The sequence below is a fragment of the Falsiroseomonas ponticola genome, assembly GCF_016805305.1.
GTDB lineage: Bacteria > Pseudomonadota > Alphaproteobacteria > Acetobacterales > Acetobacteraceae > Falsiroseomonas > Falsiroseomonas ponticola.
The window spans coordinates 20,695-40,358 of sequence record NZ_JAERQN010000021.1; the positions used below are offsets into that span (position 1 = coordinate 20,695).

At 73.1% G+C, this 19,664-nt stretch carries 19 protein-coding genes; 17 read left to right on the plus strand and 2 right to left on the minus strand.

The window, feature by feature from the left end; translation table 11 throughout:
• Positions 1-139 precede the first annotated feature (139 nt).
• Positions 140-2,428 (minus strand): glycosyltransferase, encoded by a 2,289-nt coding sequence (locus JJI54_RS30890; protein ID WP_203077277.1) that lies wholly within the window; start codon positions 2,426-2,428, stop codon positions 140-142.
• Positions 2,429-2,708: 280 nt separating this feature from the next.
• Between JJI54_RS30890 and rpsB the strand changes: the two genes are divergently transcribed.
• The 17 genes from rpsB to JJI54_RS30975 all read left to right on the plus strand — a co-directional run bounded on the left by rpsB (position 2,709) and on the right by JJI54_RS30975 (position 19,476).
• Positions 2,709-3,509, plus strand: a complete 801-nt coding sequence (gene rpsB / locus JJI54_RS30895; RefSeq protein ID WP_164697653.1) for a 30S ribosomal protein S2 — start codon at positions 2,709-2,711, stop codon at positions 3,507-3,509.
• 136 nt (positions 3,510-3,645) lie between these two features.
• Positions 3,646-4,554, plus strand: coding sequence for a translation elongation factor Ts (tsf, locus tag JJI54_RS30900; protein ID WP_203077278.1), 909 nt, complete (start codon positions 3,646-3,648; stop codon positions 4,552-4,554).
• Between the two features lie 173 nt (positions 4,555-4,727).
• On the plus strand, positions 4,728-5,450 hold the full coding sequence (gene pyrH / locus JJI54_RS30905; protein WP_203077279.1) for a UMP kinase: 723 nt from the start codon (positions 4,728-4,730) through the stop codon (positions 5,448-5,450).
• 14 nt (positions 5,451-5,464) lie between these two features.
• Positions 5,465-6,037, plus strand: coding sequence for a ribosome recycling factor (frr, locus tag JJI54_RS30910; protein WP_203077280.1), 573 nt, complete (start codon positions 5,465-5,467; stop codon positions 6,035-6,037).
• A gap of 84 nt (positions 6,038-6,121) precedes the next feature.
• Positions 6,122-6,847, plus strand: a complete 726-nt coding sequence (gene uppS, locus JJI54_RS30915; RefSeq protein WP_203077281.1) for a polyprenyl diphosphate synthase — start codon at positions 6,122-6,124, stop codon at positions 6,845-6,847.
• 30 nt (positions 6,848-6,877) lie between these two features.
• Positions 6,878-7,729, plus strand: a complete 852-nt coding sequence (locus JJI54_RS30920; protein WP_318987615.1) for a phosphatidate cytidylyltransferase — start codon at positions 6,878-6,880, stop codon at positions 7,727-7,729.
• Entirely contained in the window at positions 7,729-8,910 is a 1,182-nt protein-coding gene (gene dxr, locus JJI54_RS30925) for a 1-deoxy-D-xylulose-5-phosphate reductoisomerase (RefSeq protein ID WP_203077283.1), read from the plus strand. Before JJI54_RS30920 ends, dxr begins: the two co-directional genes overlap by 1 nt.
• A 90-nt stretch (positions 8,911-9,000) precedes the next feature.
• Positions 9,001-10,101: an RIP metalloprotease RseP gene (gene rseP / locus JJI54_RS30930; protein ID WP_203077291.1), complete on the plus strand. Its 1,101-nt coding sequence runs from the start codon at positions 9,001-9,003 to the stop codon at positions 10,099-10,101.
• A gap of 194 nt (positions 10,102-10,295) precedes the next feature.
• Entirely contained in the window at positions 10,296-12,626 is a 2,331-nt protein-coding gene (bamA, locus tag JJI54_RS30935; protein WP_203077284.1) for an outer membrane protein assembly factor BamA, read from the plus strand.
• A gap of 23 nt (positions 12,627-12,649) precedes the next feature.
• The gene (locus tag JJI54_RS30940; protein WP_203077285.1) at positions 12,650-13,447 is read left to right on the plus strand and encodes an OmpH family outer membrane protein; all 798 of its coding nucleotides are present in this window, start codon (positions 12,650-12,652) and stop codon (positions 13,445-13,447) included.
• Positions 13,448-13,451: 4 nt separating this feature from the next.
• Entirely contained in the window at positions 13,452-14,483 is a 1,032-nt protein-coding gene (gene lpxD / locus JJI54_RS30945) for a UDP-3-O-(3-hydroxymyristoyl)glucosamine N-acyltransferase (protein ID WP_203077286.1), read from the plus strand.
• A 53-nt stretch (positions 14,484-14,536) separates the two neighbouring features.
• Positions 14,537-15,022: a 3-hydroxyacyl-ACP dehydratase FabZ gene (gene fabZ, locus JJI54_RS30950; RefSeq protein WP_203077287.1), complete on the plus strand. Its 486-nt coding sequence runs from the start codon at positions 14,537-14,539 to the stop codon at positions 15,020-15,022.
• 14 nt (positions 15,023-15,036) lie between these two features.
• Complete coding sequence (gene lpxA / locus JJI54_RS30955; RefSeq protein WP_318987616.1) at positions 15,037-15,894, plus strand: acyl-ACP--UDP-N-acetylglucosamine O-acyltransferase; 858 nt, start codon at positions 15,037-15,039, stop codon at positions 15,892-15,894.
• Positions 15,891-16,805 (plus strand): LpxI family protein, encoded by a 915-nt coding sequence (locus JJI54_RS30960; protein ID WP_404817634.1) that lies wholly within the window; start codon positions 15,891-15,893, stop codon positions 16,803-16,805. Before lpxA ends, JJI54_RS30960 begins: the two co-directional genes overlap by 4 nt.
• The gene (gloA, locus tag JJI54_RS30965) at positions 16,802-17,191 is read left to right on the plus strand and encodes a lactoylglutathione lyase (protein ID WP_092960828.1); all 390 of its coding nucleotides are present in this window, start codon (positions 16,802-16,804) and stop codon (positions 17,189-17,191) included. Before JJI54_RS30960 ends, gloA begins: the two co-directional genes overlap by 4 nt.
• Before the next feature lie 12 nt (positions 17,192-17,203).
• Positions 17,204-18,601, plus strand: a complete 1,398-nt coding sequence (locus JJI54_RS30970; RefSeq protein WP_203077288.1) for a YcjX family protein — start codon at positions 17,204-17,206, stop codon at positions 18,599-18,601.
• Entirely contained in the window at positions 18,598-19,476 is an 879-nt protein-coding gene (locus JJI54_RS30975) for a DUF697 domain-containing protein (protein ID WP_203077289.1), read from the plus strand. Before JJI54_RS30970 ends, JJI54_RS30975 begins: the two co-directional genes overlap by 4 nt.
• Here the strand turns inward: JJI54_RS30975 and JJI54_RS32520 are convergent.
• Positions 19,463-19,664, minus strand: a 202-nt coding sequence (locus JJI54_RS32520) for a hypothetical protein (RefSeq protein WP_226382272.1), incomplete at its 5' end; no start/stop codon positions are given. The genes JJI54_RS30975 and JJI54_RS32520 overlap by 14 nt on opposite strands.

Consider the following 19,664-nt stretch of genomic DNA (forward strand, 5'->3'; position numbering starts at 1 on the left):
TGCTGGGGGGTATCGGTCCGCCGGTCGCCATGCCGCGGTGGTAGCGCAGGACGGGGCCGGGCGCCACGCCCGGCCCTGCCGGCGCCGGGCCGGCGGGCGGGGGCGGGGGCGGGGGCGGGGGTGGGACGGCGCGCGCGCCTCACGCCACGGTCGAGGCCGGCAGGGTCCGCGGCACGCCGCGCGCCAGCGCGGCCAGCAGGCCCATGGCGGGCGCCAGGGCCCGCGGGCCGAAATGGCGGCGGCCGAAGGCGAAGGCGGCTTCCGCCATCCGCGCCCGCGCCGCGCCATCCTGCACCAGCCGGGCCAGCGCCAGCACGAACCGCGCGCGATCCTCCGCCAGGGCATAGGCGATGCCGGCGCCGCCCTGGATGCCGAACAGGGCTTCGGCGGTCAGCACGCTGGGCAGGCCGCGCGCCAGGTATTCCACCGTCTTGATCTTGAGGCCCCCGCCGTAGAAGACCGGGTTCACCGCGATGTCGATCGCATCGAGGAAGGCCTGCTGGTCCGCCACCTCCCCGTGCAGGACCACGCCCGGGCGCCGCGGCGGCATGGCGGCGCAGACGCCGCCCGCCACATGCAGCGTGGCGCCCAGCGGCTGGATCGCGGGCCAGACCTGGTCCAGCAGCCAGCGCAGCCCGTCGCGGTTCATCGGGCTGTCGCCGCCGATGAAGCCGATGCGGGGCGGCTGGCCGGGCGCCGATCCCCGCGCCGGCAGCAGCGCGGGCAGGGCGTGCGGCGCCAGGATCACGCGGCCGGGCAGCAGCGCTTCCAGCCAGCGCGCCTCCTCCGCCTGGATGGCCATGACCTGCGCGAAGCCGTCGAGGATCTTCAGCTCCTCCGCCACCGGGATCTGGATGAAGTGCTCCTGGCCGAAGAGGCGGAAATTCTGGGCGCGGAGCGACATGACGTCATGCGTGTCCAGCACCGTCAGCTTCGGCATCCCGCGCGCGAGCCGCATCCAGGACAGGCGCAGATACTGCACCATCACGGCCTGGGGCGGGTTGCGGGCCAGATGCGCCTCCAGCGCCGCCAGCAGGGCGCCGTCGAAGCGCGCCTTCTCGAAGGGCGTCAGGCCCCAGGGCTGCGGCGCCTCACCGGCTGGCCGGGGGGTGAAGAGGCGCCCGCGGCGGCCGAGCGCCTGGCGCGCCGCCTCCCGCTCCGCCCCCGGCAGGTCGCCGGTGAAGAAGAGGTCGAGGTCGAACTCCTCCCGCGCCGCGGCGACCACGGCCGCGATGCGCGCCTGGTTGCCGAGGCTGCCGCGCCACCAGGGCACGTCGGTCAGCATCAGCAGGCGCGGCCGGTCCAGCAGGCTGGCGAGGCCGGCGGGGGAGGCGAGGCGCGCGCGGGCGGCGGCGACATCATGCGCGTAGCGGTCGAAGAGCCGGGCGGAGGCTTCCGCCACCTCCGCCCGGAAGGCCTCCGAGGCCAGCCAGCGGCGGGCGATGCGCGCCAGGGCGGCGGCATCCGGCGCGGCATGGGCGATGTGCTCGGCCGGCAGGCCGGCGAAGGCGGCGGCGGTGCCGATCACCGGCCGGCCGCGCGCCAGGGCCTCCACCGTCTTGATCTTGAGGCCGGTGCCGCCCTCATGCGGGTTCACCACCAGATCGGCCTCGGCATAGAGCAGGTCGGGGTCCGGCACGGGGCCCATCGGCAGCAGCCCCGGCGCGGGCGCCAGGCCCTGGCAGGCCCCGCCCGCCACCACCACCCGCCCGCCCGCGGCCGCGACTTCCGCCGGCGGCAGGGCGGCGAGGAAGCGGCGCAGCGCGCGGGTGTTCAGCGGGTTGCCGCTGCCGAGATAGCCGATCGACAGCCCGTCGCGCGGCGGCGGGGGCGGGCGCGGGTCGGCGGGCAGGTGGCCGAGCGTCGCGGTGGCGGCGCGGGTGGCCAGGGTGAAGTGGCGGCGCTCCTCCTCCTGGATCGCCAGCACCAGGTCGGCGCGGTCGAGGCCCGCGGCCTCCTCCTCCGCCGTCGTGGCGAAGAAGCGGTTCTCCAGCCCCAGCGCCGCCAGCGCCGCGGCGCGGCCGGCGAAGATGTCATGCGCGTCGATCACCTTGATGGTGCGGTGGTCGAAGAAATCGAGCGCGCGGGAGAGGAAGACGTAGTTCACCAGCACCAGGTCGAATCGCGGCGTCCGGGCGGCGAGCGCGGCGAAGGCGGCCTCGGCCTCCGGCAGGATCCAGTCGTCGATGGCGTGGAGGGTGCCGAGGCTGCGGGCTTCCCGCGTCCGGTCGTGCGGGACCTCGATCACCTCGTCCCAGGCATCGCGCATGGCGGCCAGCGCGGCGGGGGAGGGATCCTCCCGCATCAGCAGGCAGAGATGGATGGCGTGGCCGGCGGCCTTGAGGGCGGACAGCACCGCATGGATGCGGGCGCGGTTGCCGGCATCCTGCGGATGGCTGGGGGTCGGCGAGATGGCCAGGATGCGCATGCCGGCGGAGTCTGGCGCCCCGCACCGCCCTTTGCCAAGGGTGGAGCGCTTGCGCCTGGCAGGGGGTGCCGCGCTTGCGCGGGCGGCCGGGCTGGGGCATACCGCGCCCGCCGGCCCGGGGAGAGCCCCGGGGCGGCAAATTCGCACGCGGTGCACCCTTCCGGCAGCGGCCCCCCTGGTGGCCCTGGCGAGGGTCCGGTCCCCACCCCCTCGGTTCACGGGGCGGGGGCGGCAGCGCGGAGGCAAACCGGACCACTGGAAGCTAGGAAGGATCTCGCCGATGGCGATGCCCGACGTCACCCTGCGCGGCCTGCTCGAGGCCGGCGTGCATTTCGGCCACCACACGCGCCGCTGGAACCCGAAGATGGCGCCGTACATCTTCGGCGTCCGCAACCAGGTCCACATCCTGGACCTGCAGCAGACCGTGCCGATGATGGACCGCGCGCTGCGCGCCATCCGTGACGTGGTGGCCGCCGGCGGCCGCGTGCTGCTGGTCGGCACCAAGAAGGCGGCGGCGGACTACGTGGCGGAAAGCGCCGCGCGCTGCGGCCAGTACTACGTCAACCACCGCTGGCTGGGCGGCATGCTGACCAACTGGAAGACCATCCAGGGCAGCATCAAGCGCCTGAAGCAGATGGAAGAGCAGCTCGGCGGCAACATCCAGGGCCTCACCAAGAAGGAAGTCCTGATGCTGACGCGGGACAAGGAGAAGCTCGACCGCGCGCTCGGCGGCATCAAGGACATGGGCGGCCTGCCGGACATCATCTTCGTCATCGACACGGTGAAGGAGAAGCTGGCGATCGAGGAGGCCAACAAGCTCGGCATCCCCGTCGTGGCCGTGGTGGACAGCAATGCCGATCCCTCCGGCATCGCCTTCCCGATCCCGGGCAATGACGACGCGATCCGCGCCATCCACCTGTACTGCGACATGGTCGCGGGCGCCGTGCTGGACGGCATCTCGGCGGAGCTCGGCTCCTCCGGCGCCGACCTCGGCGCGCAGGCGGACCTGCCGATCGAGGCGCTGCCCGACGTGGCGGCCGAGGTGCTGCCCGAGGCCGCGGCCGAGCAGCCGGGCGCCTGACGCCTTACCGCCCCGGGCGCAGGCCCGGGGCGTTTCATGACGGGCCGGGCCGCAACCGCCCGGCACGCTGATGTACCCCAGGCCGCCGGGCACAGCCCCGATGCGGCCGTGATTCGATGGATCGGGAGCGATCGATATGGCCGAGATCACCGCGGCGATGGTGCGCGACCTGCGCGAGAAGACCGGCGCCGGCATGATGGACTGCAAGAAGGCGCTGGTGGAGTCGGGCGGCGACATGGAAGGCGCCATCGACTGGCTGCGGAAGAAGGGCCTGTCGGCCGCCGCGAAGAAGTCCGGCCGCGTGGCGTCCGAGGGCCTGGTGGGCGTGGCCTCCGGCCCCAACGTCGCCGCCATGGTCGAGGTGAATGCCGAGACGGACTTCCTGGCGCGCAACGAGACCTTCCAGAACTTCGTGGCCGAGGTGGCGGGCCTCGCGCTCTCCGTCGGCGACGACGTGGAGGCGCTGAAGGCCGCGACCTTCCCCGGCACGACGCACACGACGCAGGACGAGCTGGTCAAGCTGATCGCGACGATCGGCGAGAACATGTCGATCCGCCGCGCCAAGGTGCTGCGCGTGCCGTCCGGCACGGTCGCCACCTACATCCACAACGCGGTGAAGCCCGGCCTCGGCAAGATCGGCGTGCTGGTCGCGCTCGAGGCCGCGAACGAGCATGAGGCGCTGGAGACGCTGGGCCGGCAGATCGGCATGCATGTCGCCGCCGCCCGTCCGGAGGCGCTCGACATCTCCAATGTCGAGAGCAGCGCGCTGGAGCGCGAGAAGAACGTGCTGCGCGAGCAGGCCGCGACGTCCGGCAAGCCCGCCGCGATCATCGAGAAGATGATCGAGGGCCGCATCCGCAAGTACTACGAGGAAGTGGTGCTGCTGGAGCAGGTCTGGGTGCATGACGGCGAGAGCCGCGTGAAGCAGGTGGTGCAGAAGGCCGGCGGCACGCTGACGGGCTTCGCGCGCTTCCAGCTGGGCGAGGGCATCGAGAAGGTGGCGACCGACTTCGCCGCCGAGGTCGCGGCCGCGGCCAAGGGCTGAGGCCCGCCGGCGCCCCCGCGCGGGGGCGCCACGACGCCGGGTGCCGGGCCTTCGTATACGAAGGCCCGCTCTCGGCATGGTGTGACGGGGCGGGCCGGGGGCTCGCCTTGCCGCCGCCATGATGCGCCGCCTATGGTGCGCAACCCCTTCGCTACCCGGAATTTCCGCCGCCCATGAGCAGACCCCCCATCTACAAGCGCGTCCTGCTCAAGGTGTCCGGCGAGGCCCTGATGGGCTCGCGCGACTATGGCCTCGACATCGGCGTGCTGCGCCGCATCGCGGAAGACGTGCGCGATGTCGTGAACCTGGGCGTCCAGGTCTGCATGGTGATCGGCGGCGGGAACATCTTCCGCGGCGTGGCCGGCGCCTCCGCCGGCATGGACCGCGCGCAGGCCGATGGCATGGGCATGCTGGCCACCGTGATGAACGCGCTGGCCATGCAGAACTGGCTGGAGAAGATGGGCGTGCCGACGCGCGTCCAGTCCGCGATCAGCATGGCGAGCCTGGCGGAGCCCTTCATCCGCCGCCGCGCCATCCGGCACATGGAGAAGGGCCGGGTGGTGATCTTCGCCGCCGGCACGGGCAATCCCTTCTTCACCACCGACACCGCCGCCGCGCTGCGCGCCGCGGAGATGGGCTGCGACGCGCTGCTGAAGGGCACGCAGGTCGATGGCATCTACGCCGCCGACCCGCGCAAGAACCCGAATGCCGAGCGCTACGAGCAGCTGACCTACCTCGAGGTCCTGGCGCGCGACCTGCAGGTGATGGACGCCGCCGCCATCAGCCTGGCGCGCGAGAACAAGCTGCCGATCGTCGTCTTCAACATCCACGAACCCGGTGCCTTCACCGCGGTGATGCTGGGCGACGGCAAGTTCACCACCGTGATCGATCCGTAGGGAGAAGGGCAGGCATGGCCGCCGATTTCGCCGCGCTCAAGCGCGACCTGCAGCGCCGCATGGATGGCGCGCTGGAGACCCTGAAGAAGGAATTCGCCGGGCTGCGCACCGGCCGCGCGAGCCCCGCGCTGCTGGAGCCGATCCGCGTCGAGGCCTATGGCACCAACCAGCCGCTGACCCAGCTCGCCAATATCGGCGTGGCGGGGCCCGGGCTGCTTTCCGTGCAGGTCTGGGACAAGTCCGTGGTGAAGGCGGTGGAGATCGCGATCCGCGACTCGGGCCTGGGCCTGAACCCGATGGCGGAAGGCCAGGTGATCCGCGTGCCGCTGCCGCCGCTGACGCAGGAACGCCGCAACGACCTGGTGAAGACCGCCGGCAAGTATGCGGAAGCCGCCAAGGTCGCCATGCGCGGCGTCCGCCGCGACGGCATGGAGACGGTGAAGGGCTGGGAGAAGGACAAGAAGTCCGAGGCCAGCCAGGACGACGTGAAGCGCTGGTCCGACGAGATCCAGAAGATGACCGACGCCCAGATCAAGGCCGTGGACACGACCCTGGCCGAGAAGGAAAAGGACATCCGCACGAGCTGACGGCATGCCGGTGGGAAGGCGCAGCGCCATGTCGGCCGCCAGGGAAGCCCCTAGGGAAGCCATCGTGACCGGGATCGCGGGGCGATGAGCGCGGCCGCCAGGCCTGCCACCGTCGGTGACGTGGTGCCGGTTCATGTCGGCATCATCATGGACGGCAATGGCCGCTGGGCGGCCGCCCGCGGCCTGCCCCGCGCGCTCGGCCACAAGGCGGGCGCCGAGGCCGCGCGCCGCGCGATCGAGGCCGCGGCCGAGGCCGGGATCGGCTGGCTGACGCTCTTCGCCTTCTCCTCCGAGAACTGGCGCCGCCCGGCGGATGAGGTCCGGGACCTCACGGGCCTCATGCGGCTCTACCTGCGGTCCGAGGTGAAGACCCTGGTGCGGGAAGGCATCCGGCTGCGCATCATCGGGGAGCGGGAGCGCTTCGGCCCGGACCTGGTGCGCGCCATCGATGCGGCGGAAGCCATGACGGCGGAAGGGCGGCGGCTGAACCTGAACGTCGCGCTGTCCTATGGCGGGCGGGCGGAGATCGTGGCCGCGGCGAAGCGGGCGCTGGAACTCGGGCTGGATCCCGCGGCGCTGGACGAGGCCGCCTTCGGCCGCCTGCTGTCCACGGACGGCATGCCGGACCCCGACCTCATCATCCGCACCTCCGGCGAGCAGCGCCTGTCCAACTTCCTGCTGTGGCAATCGGCCTATGCCGAGTTCGTCTTCCAGGACGTATTGTGGCCGGACTACGAGGCGCGGCACCTGGCCGAGGCGATCGGCGAATTCGCGCGGCGGGAACGGCGCTACGGCGTCCGCGTCGCCTAGGCACGGGGTGGTCCAGGGGGGATGACAACGGTGGCGGCGGCGGCCGAAGACGCCAAGCGGTGGCGGGACCTGCGCAAGCGCGCGCTCTCCGCCGCCGTGCTGGGCCCGGCGGCGGTGGCCTGCATCTGGTTCGGCGCGGAAGCCTTCACGGCGCTGATGGCGATCGCGGTGGCGGTGCTGGCCTGGGAATGGGTGCATCTCTGCGGCCGGCGCACCCGGGTCTTCCCGGGGCTCGCGGTGCCACTCGTGGTGCTGGCCGCCGGCGCCTTCGCGGTGGAGGACCATCCGCGCATCGCGCTGGCCGTGCTGGTGGCCGGCTGGCTCGCCACCTGGGCGGGCGCCCGGCGCATGGCGACGGAGCTGACGCAGCCCGCCGGGCGGCTGGCCATCGGGGTGCTCTATATCGGCATCGCCGGCATCGCGCTGATCGAGCTGCGGCACGATACCGAGGCCGGGCGCGCCAATGTCCTGTTCCTGTTCCTGGTGGTCTGGGCCTCCGACATCGGCGCCTACATGGCCGGGCGCGCCTTCGGCGGGCCGAAGCTCGCGCCCTCCATCTCCCCCAACAAGACCTGGTCCGGCGCGGCCGGGGGGCTCGTCTCCGCCCTGCTGGCGGGCGGCGCCTGCGCGCTGGCCTTCACGCCGGGGGCCTCGCTGCTGGCCATCGCGGTGGTGGTGACGCTGGTCTCCGTCGCCTCGATGCTGGGCGACCTGCTGGAATCCGCCATCAAGCGGCACTTCAAGGTGAAGGACACTTCCTCCCTCATCCCCGGCCATGGCGGGTTGCTGGACCGGCTGGACGGGGTGCTGGCGGCGGCGCCGGTGGCCTCCATCATCTCCTTCATGCTCGGCCTCGGCCGGCCGCTCTGGGGCTGGGGCTGATGGCGCGATCGATCACCATCCTGGGCTCCACCGGCTCCATCGGCCGGTCCACCATCGCGCTGCTGGAAGCCGCTGAGCCCGGGCGCTTCACGGTGGAGGCGCTGGTCGCCAACCGGGACGTGCCGGCGCTGGCGGACCAGGCGAAGCGGCTTGGCGCCCGGCTGGCGGTGGTGGCGGACGAGGCCGCCTGGCCGGCGCTGAAGGCGGCGCTCGGCGGCACCGGCATCGAGTTGGCGGCGGGTGCCGCGGCGGTGGAGGCGGCGGCGGCGCGGCCGGCGGACTGGACCATGGCCGCCATCGTGGGCGCGGCCGGGCTGCGATCCACGCTGGCGGCGCTGGCGCGGGGCGGCACGCTGGCGCTGGCCAACAAGGAAAGCCTGGTCTGCGCGGCGGCGCTGGTGCTGCGCACCGCGGCGGCGAGCGGCGCGACGCTGCTGCCGGTCGATTCCGAGCACAACGCCATCTTCCAGGCCCTGGCGGGGCAGGATCCGAAGGGGGTGGAGAAGATCATCCTCACCGCCTCCGGCGGTCCCTTCCGGCACTGGGACCTGGCGCGGATGGCGACGGCCACGCCGGAACAGGCCGTGGCGCATCCCGTCTGGTCCATGGGCGCCAAGATCAGCGTCGACAGCGCCACGATGATGAACAAGGGGCTGGAGCTGATCGAGGCCGCGCGGCTCTTCCCGGTGCCGGAGGAGCGGATCGAGGTGCTGGTCCACCCGCAATCCGCGGTCCACGGCCTGGTGCAGTACAGCGACGGTTCCATCCTGGCGCAGCTCGGCTCCCCGGACATGCGCACGCCCATCGCCCATGCCCTGGCCTGGCCGGACCGCATGGGCGTGGGCGCGCCGCGGCTCGACCTGGCGGCGCTGGGGCGGCTGGAGTTCATGGCCCCCGACCCCGTCCGTTTCCCGGCGCTTCGCCTGGCGCGGGAGGCCTTGCAGGCCGGGGGCGGCGCCCCGACTATATTGAACGCCGCGAACGAGGTGGCGGTGGAGCTGTTCCTGGAACGGCGCCTCGGCTTCCTCGACATCGCGGCGGTGGTGGAGGAGACGCTCGGCGCCCTGGCCGCTGAGGCCGGGACGGCATTGGCCGATGGCGTCGATGGCATCCTCGCCCTCGATGCGGAGGCAAGGCGGGCGGCCGCGCGGCTTGCGGGGCGGCGCGCCGCCGTCGCCTGAGCGGGCCGGCCACCCATCGGCTACCCGGCGCGGGGCCACGCGCCAGAGTTCCGGCGCGACAATGCGCCCCTGGAGAGCACCTTGGACTTCCTGCCAGAACCCATCCGCACCGTCGTCGCCTTCGTGGTGGTGCTGGGCGTGCTCGTCTTCTTCCACGAACTGGGCCACTACCTGGCCGCCCGCTGGCGCGGCATCCATGTGGAGCGCTTCTCGGTCGGCTTCGGCCGCGCCATCGCCGGCTGGACGGACCGGCGCGGCACCGAATGGCGGATCGGCTGGCTGCCGCTCGGCGGCTATGTGAAGCTGCATGGGCAGGAGACGCCGGAGGATGCGAGCCCGGAGGTCCGGGCCTCCTGGCGCCCCGGGCAGACCTTCCACGAGAAGCCGGTCGGCGACCGCGCCATCGTCGTCGCCGCCGGGCCGATCGCTAACTTCCTGCTGGCCGCGCTGATGTTCGGCGGCCTCTACATGACGGTGGGCAAGCCGACCTCCACCACCACCGTGGCCAGCGTGCAGGAAAGCTCCGCCGCCGCGCGGGCGGGGCTGCTGCCGGGCGACCGCATCCTGGCGCTGGATGGCCAGCCCGTGACGCGGTTCGAGGAGATCCAGCGCCACATCCAGCCCCGCGCCGGCCAGTCCGTGACCATCACGATCGACCGCGAGGGGCGGGAGCGGCAGGTGCAGGCCGTGCCCGATTCCCGCCAGAACGCGGAGCGGATAGTGGGCGTGCTCGGCGTCGGCGCCGGGGCCGCGCAGTTCGAGCGGCTGGACCCCTTCAGCGCGCTGTGGGGCGGGGTGAAGCAGACCTCCGACATCACGGTGCAGACGCTGGCGGCGGTGTGGCAGATGATCGCCGGCGGCCGGGGGGCGGAGGAGCTGGGTGGGCCGCTGCGCATCGCGCAGATGTCGGGCCAGGTGGCGGAGATCGGCGTCTCGGCCCTTGTCTCCTTCATGGCGGTGCTGTCGGTGAACCTGGCGCTGATCAACCTCTTCCCCATCCCGGTGCTGGATGGCGGGCACCTGATGTTCTACGCGGCGGAGGCGATTCGCGGCCGGCCGCTGCCGCCGCGGGCGCAGGAGATGGGCTACCGCGCCGGATTCGCGCTGTTGATCACGCTCTTCGTCTTCGCGACCTGGAACGACCTGTCGCAATTCGGCCTGTTCCGCTGGGCGGCCGGGCTGTTCGGCTGAAGCCCCGGCCCGGGCCGGAAATGGCGGAAGGCGGCGGTTTTTCCGCCGCCCGCCCCGCCACGATCGCGCCTTCTTCTTCGGCCAGTGAAGCCGCGGGCGGCGCCCGGCGCGGCCACCCCGGGGCAGGGGTGGCGGCGCGGGGTCCGCTCGGCTAGTCTCCGGCCCCGCCCCCACCCCCCCCAGGGAATTGCGTCTTGGTCGCCAACCGGCTCCTGTTGCTCGCCGCCACCTGCCTTGCCCCGGTCGCGCTCGCGTGGCCCGCGGAGGCGCAGCCCCGTCAGCCGCGCCAGCCCGCCCCCGCGGCGGCGCCCGCCCAGGGGATCGTCCGCGGCATCGACGTGGCCGGCAACCAGCGCATCGAGCAGGACACCATCCGCTCCTACATGCTGCTGCAGCCCGGCGACGCCTTCGATGCGGATCGCCTCGACCGCAGCCTGCGCACGCTGTTCGCCACCGGCCTGTTCCGGGACGTGACGGTGACGCGCGTGGGCGACCGCATCCGCGTGCAGGTCGAGGAGAACCCGATCGTCAACCGCGTGGCCTTCGAGGGGAACAGCAAGGTCAGCGACGACGTGCTGCGGCCGGAGGTGCAGCTGCGCCCGCGCGCCGTCTTCACGCCGCAGCAGGCGCAGGCGGACCGGCAGCGCATCCTCGACGTCTATGCGCGGCGCGGGCGCTTCGCGGCGCGCGTCGAGCCCAAGCTGATCCAGCTGGACCAGAACCGCGTTGACGTGGTGTTCGAGATCACGGAAGGCGACGCGGCGCTGGTCAGCCGCATCAACTTCGTGGGCAACAACGCCTTCTCCGACAGCCGGCTGCGGGACGTGGTGGCGACGCGGGAGCAGGCCTGGTACCGCATCCTCTCCACCTCCGACATCTATGACCCGGAGCGGCTGAACTTCGACCGGGAGCTGCTGCGCCGCTACTACCTGCGCAGCGGCTATGCCGATGTGCAGGTCACGGCCGCGACGGCGGAGCTGGCGCCGGACCGCAGCGGCTTCTTCGTGACCTACACGCTGGATGAGGGCGTGCGCTACCGCGTCGGCCAGGTGCAGATCACCAGCACGCTGCGCGGCGTGGACCCCGAGGCGCTTCGCCGCGAACTCGCGGTGGAGGAGGGCGGCTGGTACGACGGCGATGCGGTGGAGCGGTCGGTCGAGGCGCTGTCGGATGCCGTCGGCCTGCGCGGCATCCCCTTCGTCGAGGTCCGCCCCCGCGTGGTGCGGGACCGCGAGGCCCGGCGCGTGGACATCACCTTCGAGGTGGCGGAAGGCACGCGCGCCTATGTCGAGCGCATCGACATCCAGGGCAATGCCCGCACGCAGGACCGCGTCATCCGCCGCGAGTTCCGCATCGCGGAGGGCGATGCCTTCAACGCCGCGCAGGTCCGCCGGTCCCGCCAGCGCATCCGCGACCTCGGCTATTTCGGCCAGGCGGAGATCACGGCGCAGCCGGGCTCGGCGCCCGACCGCACGGTGCTGCAGACCACGGTGACGGAACGCGCGACGGGCGAGATCTCGCTCGGCGGCGGCTTCTCCACCGATGCGGGCTTCCTGACCGATTTCGGCGTGCGGGAACGCAACTTCCTCGGCACCGGCATCGATGCGCGGCTGCAGACCATGCTGGCGCAGCGGCGCACGCAGGTGGATTTCTCGGTCACCGACCCGTCCTTCCTGGACCGGAACCTGGCCGCGGGCATCGACCTCTTCTACGTGACGCGCAACCTGACCGAGACCTCCGGCTACCGCGAGAAGCGGGTCGGCATGGCGCTGCGCGCGGGCTACGAGTTCAACGAGCGGGTGCGGCAGAGCTGGGCCTATAGCCTGGTGCAGCGCGACATCTTCGACATCTCCTCCGGCGCCAGCCGCTTCATCCAGGAACAGCGCGGCCAGACGCTGCTGTCGCAGATCGGCACCACGCTGTCCTATGACGTGCGCGACAGCCGGATCGAGCCGAAGAGCGGCTACATCATCCGCGTCGGCACCGATGTCGCGGGCCTCGGCGGCGATGTCGCCTATGTCCGGCTTCGCGGCGACGTGGCGGGCTACATCCCGCTGGAGCGCTTCTTCGGGGACAGCGACTATGTGCTGGCCCTGCAGGCCGGCGTCGGCCAGCTGACGCCCTGGGGCGGGCGGCCGGAGCGGATCATCGACCGCTTCTTCCTGGGCGGCGACAACCTCCGCGGCTTCTCCCTGGCCGGTGCCGGCCCGCGCGACGTGCCCTCCGGCGACCCGCTCGGTGGCCGCCTGATCTGGACGCAGACGACGGAGCTGCGCTTCCCGCTGCCGCTGCCCTCCGAACTCGGGCTGCTGGGCCGCGCCTTCGTGGATGTCGGCTCCCTGTCCAACACGCCCGTCACCGGCACGGGCGTGGCCGATGACAGCAGCCCGCGCGTGGGCGCCGGCGTCGGCCTTTCCTGGCGCACCCCGGTGGGCCTGATCAACATCGACCTCGCCCAGGCGCTGGTGAAGAAGTCCTACGACGAGACGCAGCTCGTGCGGTTCGGCTTCGGCACGCGCTTCTGAGCAGTTTCCAGGATCATCGACCGATGCGTCTGCGTCTTCTTCTGACCGCTTCCCTGATCGCCCTGGCCACGGTCCCGGTCCTGCCCTGGAGCGCCCTGGCGCAGGCCCAGCAGGGGCAGGACTGGTTCGTGCCCGGCCAGGGGCAGCAGCGCCCGCCGCAGGGCCAGCAGCCGGCCCAGGGGCAGCGCCCGCCGCAGGGCCAGCAGCCCGCCCAGGGCCAGCGCCCGCCGGCCCCGGCCGCGGGGCAGCGCACGCCGGCGCCGGTGATCGCGATCGTCGACATCCCGGAGGTCCAGCGCCTTTCCGCCGCCTTCAACCAGGTGCGGGAGGAGATCGAGCGCCGCCGCGCCCGGCTGAACGAGGACCTGCAGCGCGAACAGGCGCGCTGGCGCGAGGAGCAGCAGGCGCTGGCCGCCGCCCGCGCCACCCTGCCGGCCGACCAGCTGCGCAACCGCGAGCGCGAGCTGCAGGACCGCATCACGGATGCGCAGCGCATCTTCCGCGACCGGTCGCGCGCCATCGACCAGGCGGCGCAGCAGGCGATCCAGCAGATCGAGCAGGCGCTGGGCGCCGTGATCCGCCAGGTGGCGGCATCGCGCGGCGTGAACATCGTGCTGCCGCGGCCGCTGGTGATCTTCAACGAGTCGGGCTTCGACCTGACGGATGAGATCAGCGCCCAGATGAACCGCGTGCTGCGCAGCGTCACCATGCTGCCCGAGAGCGCCGCGCCGATCGAGGCGCCGCCCGCGGCCGCCGCCGCGCCCGCGGCCCCCGCCGCACCGGCCACCCCGCCGGCCGCCGCGCCCGCCCGCCGGAACTGACCAGGTGGCCGCCGATCCCCGCTTCCACCGGGCGGGGGCCGCGCTGACCCTTGCCGAGGCCGCCGCGGCGGCGGGGGGCGAGCTGGTCGGCGGCGACCCCGCGCGCCTCGTCTCCGGCGTCGGGCCGCTGCATGAGGCGGGGCCGGAGGCCGTCAGCTTCCTCGACAACCGGCGCTACCTGCCGCAGCTCGCCTCCACGCGGGCGGGCGCGGTGGTGATCGCGCGCGACTTCGCAGCGCGGGTGCCGGAAGGGGTCGCGGCCATCATCGTGGCGAACCCCTATCTGGGCTTCGGGCGCGTCGCGCGCCGCCTGTTCCCCATGCCGCCGCCGCGGCCCGGCATCCACCCCACGGCCGTGATCGCCCCCGGCGCCACGATCGGCGAGGGGGTGGAGATCGGCCCCTATGCGGTGGTGGAGGAAGGGGCGGAGATCGGTGCGGGCTGCGCGATCGGCCCGCATGCCGTCATCGGCGCCGGCGTGGTGCTGGGGGAGGGCTGCCGGATCGGCGCCCATGCCAGCCTCAGCCATTGCGTCGCCGGCCGCCTGGTGGTGCTGCATCCCGGCGCGCGGATCGGGCAGGAAGGCTTCGGCTTCGCCGTGACGCCGGAAGGGCGGTTCGAGACGATGCCCCAGCTCGGCCGCGTGCTGCTGGGCGATGCGGTGGAGGTGGGCGCCAATGCCTGCGTCGATCGCGGCAGCCAGGGGGATACCGTGCTGGGGGCTGGCACGCGCCTCGACAACCTGGTGCAGATCGGCCACAACGTGCGGACTGGCCGTGCGTGCGTGCTGGTGTCGCAGGTCGGCATTTCCGGGTCCACGGTGCTCGGCGATGGCGTGCAGATGGGCGGGCAGTCCGGCACTTCCGGCCACCTCACCATCGGTGATCGCGCGCAGGTCGCGGCGCAGTCCGGCGTGATGTCCGATGTCGGCGCGGGCGAGGTTGTCGGCGGATCGCCGGCCTGGCCGCTGCGGGAGACGCTGCGCGCCTTCGCCACGCTGCGCAAGCTCGCGGCCAAGCCGGCCGCCAAGGGCTGAGTGCCGGGCCGCGGCGCGGCGCGCCGGGAAGGGACGGGACGGAAGAGACGACGATGGACCAGAGCACAGAACCCCAGCCGGCGACGCAGGCCGCGACCGTGGAGCCCTACGACATCGCCCGCATCATGCAGGCGATCCCGCACCGCTTCCCCTTCCTGCTGGTGGACCGCGTGGTGGACATCGTCCCCAACGTCTCCGCCGTCGGCATCAAGAACGTCTCGATCAACGAGAACTTCTTCCAGGGCCACTTCCCGCAGCACCCGGTCTTCCCGGGCGTGCTGATCATCGAGAGCATGGCCCAGACCGCGGCGGTGCTGGTGGTGGAGACGCTCGGGCCTTCCGCCCAGGGCAAGCTGGTCTATTTCATGACGGTGGACAGCGCGAAGTTCCGCAAGCCCGTGGTGCCCGGCGACCAGATGCGGGTGCACGTGGTGAAGGAAAAGCAGCGCGGCAACATCTGGCGCTTCAACGCCGAGGCCAAGGTGGATGGCAAGGTCGTGGCCGAGGCCACCTATGCCGCCATGATCCTCGATAAGTGAACGGACAAGCCACCGTGGACGCCGTGCTCGCGCCTGCCGGCGTCCATCCGGACGCCTTCATCCATCCCGCCGCCTTCGTGGCGCCCGGCGCCACCATCGGCGCGGGGTGCCGGATCGGGCCCGGCTGCGTCGTCTCCGCCGATGCGGTGCTGGAAGCGGGGGTGGAGCTGGTCGCGCATGTCGTCATCGACGGCCGCGCCTTCCTCGGCGCGGGGGCCAAGGTGTTTCCCTTCGCCACCATCGGCCTGCCGCCGCAGGACCTGAAGTACAAGGGCGAGCCGACCGGCGTTTCCATCGGCGCCCGCACGCAGATTCGCGAACACGCCACCATCCACCGCGGCAGCACGGGCGGAGAGGGCATGACGCGCATCGGCGCCGATTGCCTGGTGATGTGCGTGGCCCATGTCGGCCATGACTGCCGCATCGGCAACGGCGTGATCCTGGTCAACAACGTGATGCTCGCCGGCCATGTCGAGATCGGCGACTTCGCCGTCATCCAGGGCGGCGCGGCCATCCAGCAATTCGTCCGCATCGGCCAGATGGCGATGGTGGCCGGGATGTCCGGGGTGGAGCGCAACGTCCTGCCCTATGGCCGCGCCAAGGGCTACCGCGCCAAGCTGCACGGGCTGAACACCATCGCCATGCGCCGGCGCCTCGGCCTTTCGAAGGACCAGGTGATGGTGGTGGCGCGGGCGGTGCACGACCTCTATCGCGGCGGGCGGCCGGAGGACCATGTGGAGGCTATCGCCGCCGCCCATCCCGGCAACCCGCAGGTGGCGGAGATCCTGGCCTTCGCCCGCAACCGCGGCCGCCACGGCCTCTGCCCCTTCGGCCGGGCCGCGGAGGATGAGGAGGGCGGAGAGGCCGCGTGAGCCTGCCGCCCCCCCTTCGCACGACGCCCCCGCCTTCGGCGCCCACGCCGCCCCAGCCGCTCGGCATCATCGCCGGGGGCGGCCTGATGCCGCTGCGCGTGGCGGATGCCGCCCGGCGCGCGGGGCGGCCGGTCTTCGCCGTGCTGCTCTCGGGCTTCGCCGATCCGGCCGATTGGCGGGACTATCCGCATGGCGTCGCCCGGCTCGGGGAGGCCGGGCCGATGTTCGCCATGCTGCGCCAGGCCGGGGCGCGGGAGCTGGTGCTGGCGGGGCGGGTGAAGCGGCCCTCCATCCTGTCGCTGCGGCTGGATGCCGAAGCGGCCAGGCTGATGGCGCGGGTCGGGCGGAAGGCGCTGTTCGGCGGCGATGACGCGCTGCTGACGGCCGTCGTCTCCGTGCTGCGCGAACAGGGGTTCGAGCCGATCGGCGCGCAGGAGGTCTTCCACCAGCTGCTGATCGAGGAAGGCGTGCCGACCCGGGCGCAGCCGGATGAGGATGCGCTGGCCGATATCCGGCGCGGCATCGCGGTGTGCCGGCAGCTCGGCATCGCCGATACCGGGCAGGGCTGCGTGGTGCAGCAGGGGCTGGTGCTGGCGCTCGAGGCGATCGAGGGAACGGACGAGATGCTGGCGCGCTCCGCCCTGCTGCGGCGGGACGGGCCCGGCGGCGTGCTGGTGAAGCTGGTGAAGCCCAGCCAGAGCAGGCTGGTGGACCTGCCCGTCATCGGCCCCGACACCATCCGCGCCGCCGCCGCGGCCGGGCTGCGCGGCATCGCGGTGGAGGCGCGGCGCGATGGCCACTACGGCACCATCGTGATCGATCGCGACGCCACCATATCCGAGGCCGACGCCGCCGGGCTGTTCCTGGCCGCGATCAGCATCGACAAGACCCTGCAAGGAACAGACCCATGAGCAGCCTGCTGCACACCATGATCCGCGTCGGCAACCTGGAGCGGAGCGTCGATTTCTACACCCGGCTGCTCGGCATGAAGGAACTGCGCCGCCGCGACGTGCCGGAAGGCAAGTACACGCTGGTCTTCGTCGGCTATGCCGAGGAGGCGACCGGCGCCGCGGTGGTGGAGCTGACCTACAACTACGGGACGGAGAAGTACGACCTCGGCACCGGCTTCGGCCACCTGGCCGTCGGCGTGCCCGACGTCTATGGCATGTGCGAGGCGCTGCGCGCGGCGGGCGCCAAGATCACGCGGGAGCCGGGGCCGGTGAAGTTCGGCACCACCGTCATCGCCTTCGTCGAGGACCCGGACGGCTACAAGATCGAGCTGATCGAGCGGAAGTAAGCGGCGCGCCGCATGCCGCTCCTCACCCCGATCGAGGACGCGCTGGCCGGCATGACCGACCTGGCGCGGGCGATGGCGGGGCGGGAGCGTGTGCGGCTGGCCGTCACGGGCCTGTCCCGCGCCGGCAAGACCGTGTTCCTGACCTCGCTGGTGGCGAACCTGCTGGCGGCGGGGCAGGGCGCGCGCACGCTGCCGGCGCTGGAAGCCGCGGCTGGCGGCCGGCTGCGGGGCGTGCGCCTGGTGCCCGCGGGGGTGGAGGCGACGCCGCGCTTCGACGCGCCGGCGCATCTGGCGGCGCTGGCGGCCGACCCGCCGCGCTGGCCGGGGCGGACGGAGGACCTCTCCACCCTGGAGCTGGAGCTGACCGTCTCCCCCGCCTCCTGGCTCGGCCAGGCGCGGGGGATGGTGATGGGGGACCGGCGGGTCACGCTGGAACTGCTGGACTATCCCGGCGAATGGCTGCTCGACCTGCCGATGCTCGACCAGGATTTTCCCGAGTGGTCGCGGGAGACGCTGGCTCGGCTGCGGGTCGGGCGGCGGGCGGTGGCGGCCGCCGAGTTCCTGGCCTTCGTCGATGCGCTGCCGCCGCGCGCCACGGCGGAGGAGGCGCTGGCGCGGGAAGGCTTCCGGCTGTACCGCGCCGCGCTGCTGCGGCTGCGGGACGAGATGGGCTTCCGTTTCCTGCAGCCCGGCCGGGCGATGAACCCCGGCCCGCGGGGGGAGGCGCCGCTGCTGTGGTTCTTCCCGCTGCCGGAGGGGCACGGGGGCGGGCTCGCGGACCTGCTGCGCCGCCGGCACGCCGCCTACCTGGAGGACCAGCGCGCCGCCTTCTTCGACCCCTTCTTCCGCCGCTTCCACCGCCAGGTGGTGCTGGTGGATGCGCTGAGCGCGCTGCATGCCGGGGAGGAAGCCTTCGACGACACGGCGGCGGCGCTGTCCGCCATCGCGGGGGCGCTGCGCCAGGGGGGCGGGTGGCTCGACCTGCTGACGGGGCAGGGGGTGCGCCGCGTGGGCTTCGCGGCGACCAAGGCGGATCACGTTCCCGCGCGGGCGCGGGAGGCGCTGGCCTCCCTGATGGCGGACCTGGTCGGGCGGCAGGCGCCGGCGGTGGCGGGGGCGGAGACGCCGGTGCGCGCCATCGCCGCCATCCGCTGCACGGAGGATACCTCCGCCCTGCTGGAGGGCCGGCCAGTGGCCGCCGTGCGGGGCGTGCTGATGAAGGATGGGCGGCTGACGCCGGTCTATCCCGGGGAGGTGCCGCTGCGGCGCCCCGATTCCGATTTCTGGGACGTCCCCTATTTCGAGATGCCGGCCTTCCAGCCGCCCCGCCTGCTGGGTGACGGGGCGGCGGGCATTCCCCATCTGGGTCTCGACGCGCTGCTGGCGGCGCTGATCGGAGACCTGTTGTGAGCGAGAAGATGCCGCGCGGCCCGCGGGTGCTGACGGAGGAGGCGGCGCCGGCGGCGCCGCGGCTCGACCTCGGCTGGGACCAGGCGGTGGTGCCGGTGGCGCCGCCGCCGATCGCCCGGCGCTGGTCGGCGCCGGCGCTGGCGGCGACGGGCGTGCTGCTGCTGCTGCTGGGCCTGTCGGCGATCGATGTCGCGGGCTTCGTCGCGGACCAGTTCGCGCGCGGGGCGCCGCTGGGCTGGCTGACGCTGGGCGTGGCGGCGCTGGGCTACGGGCTGATCGGCTGGGCCGGGCTGCGGGAGCTGCGCGGCCTGGCGGCGCTGGAGAGCGTGGAGCGGGGCCGCGAGGCGGTGGCGCGGGGCGATCATGCGGCCGCGCGGCGGGCGGTGCTGGACTGGGCGGCGCGGGTGCCGGCGGCGGCGCCGACCCTGCCGGCGCTGCGCCAGGCCAGCGACCTGCCGACGCTGCTGGCGCTGCTGGAAGCCGGGCCGCTCGCCGCGCTGGACCGGCAGGCGGTGGCGGCGGGGCGGGCGGCGGCGTTGCAATCGCTTGCCGCCACGGCGGTGGTGCCGTCCCCCGCGCTGGACGGGCTGTTCATCGCCTGGCGCGGCGTGCGCCTGGTGCGGGAGGTGGCGGCCATCCACGGGCTGCGGCCGGGCTTCGCGGGCACGCTGAAGCTGCTGCGGCGGACGCTGTTCGAGGCCGGCGCGGTGGCGGCGGCGGATATCGCCATCAATGCGGCGGTGACGGCGGTGACGACGAACCCGCTGGTGGCCAGCGTGGTGGGCGATGCGGCGACGGGCGCGGTCGCGGCGCGGCGGATGCTGCTGCTGGCGCGGGCGGCATCCCGCGCCTGCCGGATCGTCACGCCGCGCTGAGGCGGCGCGGCCGGGCGCTCTTTAAGACATTTAGGGCTTTAAGCCGATTATGCCGTTTTAGGGCTTTTAGAGCGTGATCGTCATAGACGGAATCGGATTGGGGATTCCGGCTTGGGCTGATTTCTGATTCAAGCTGCTGGCTGGGCGGAGGCCAGCAGCCCATGACGAGAGCGTTGTCGACTGATCTG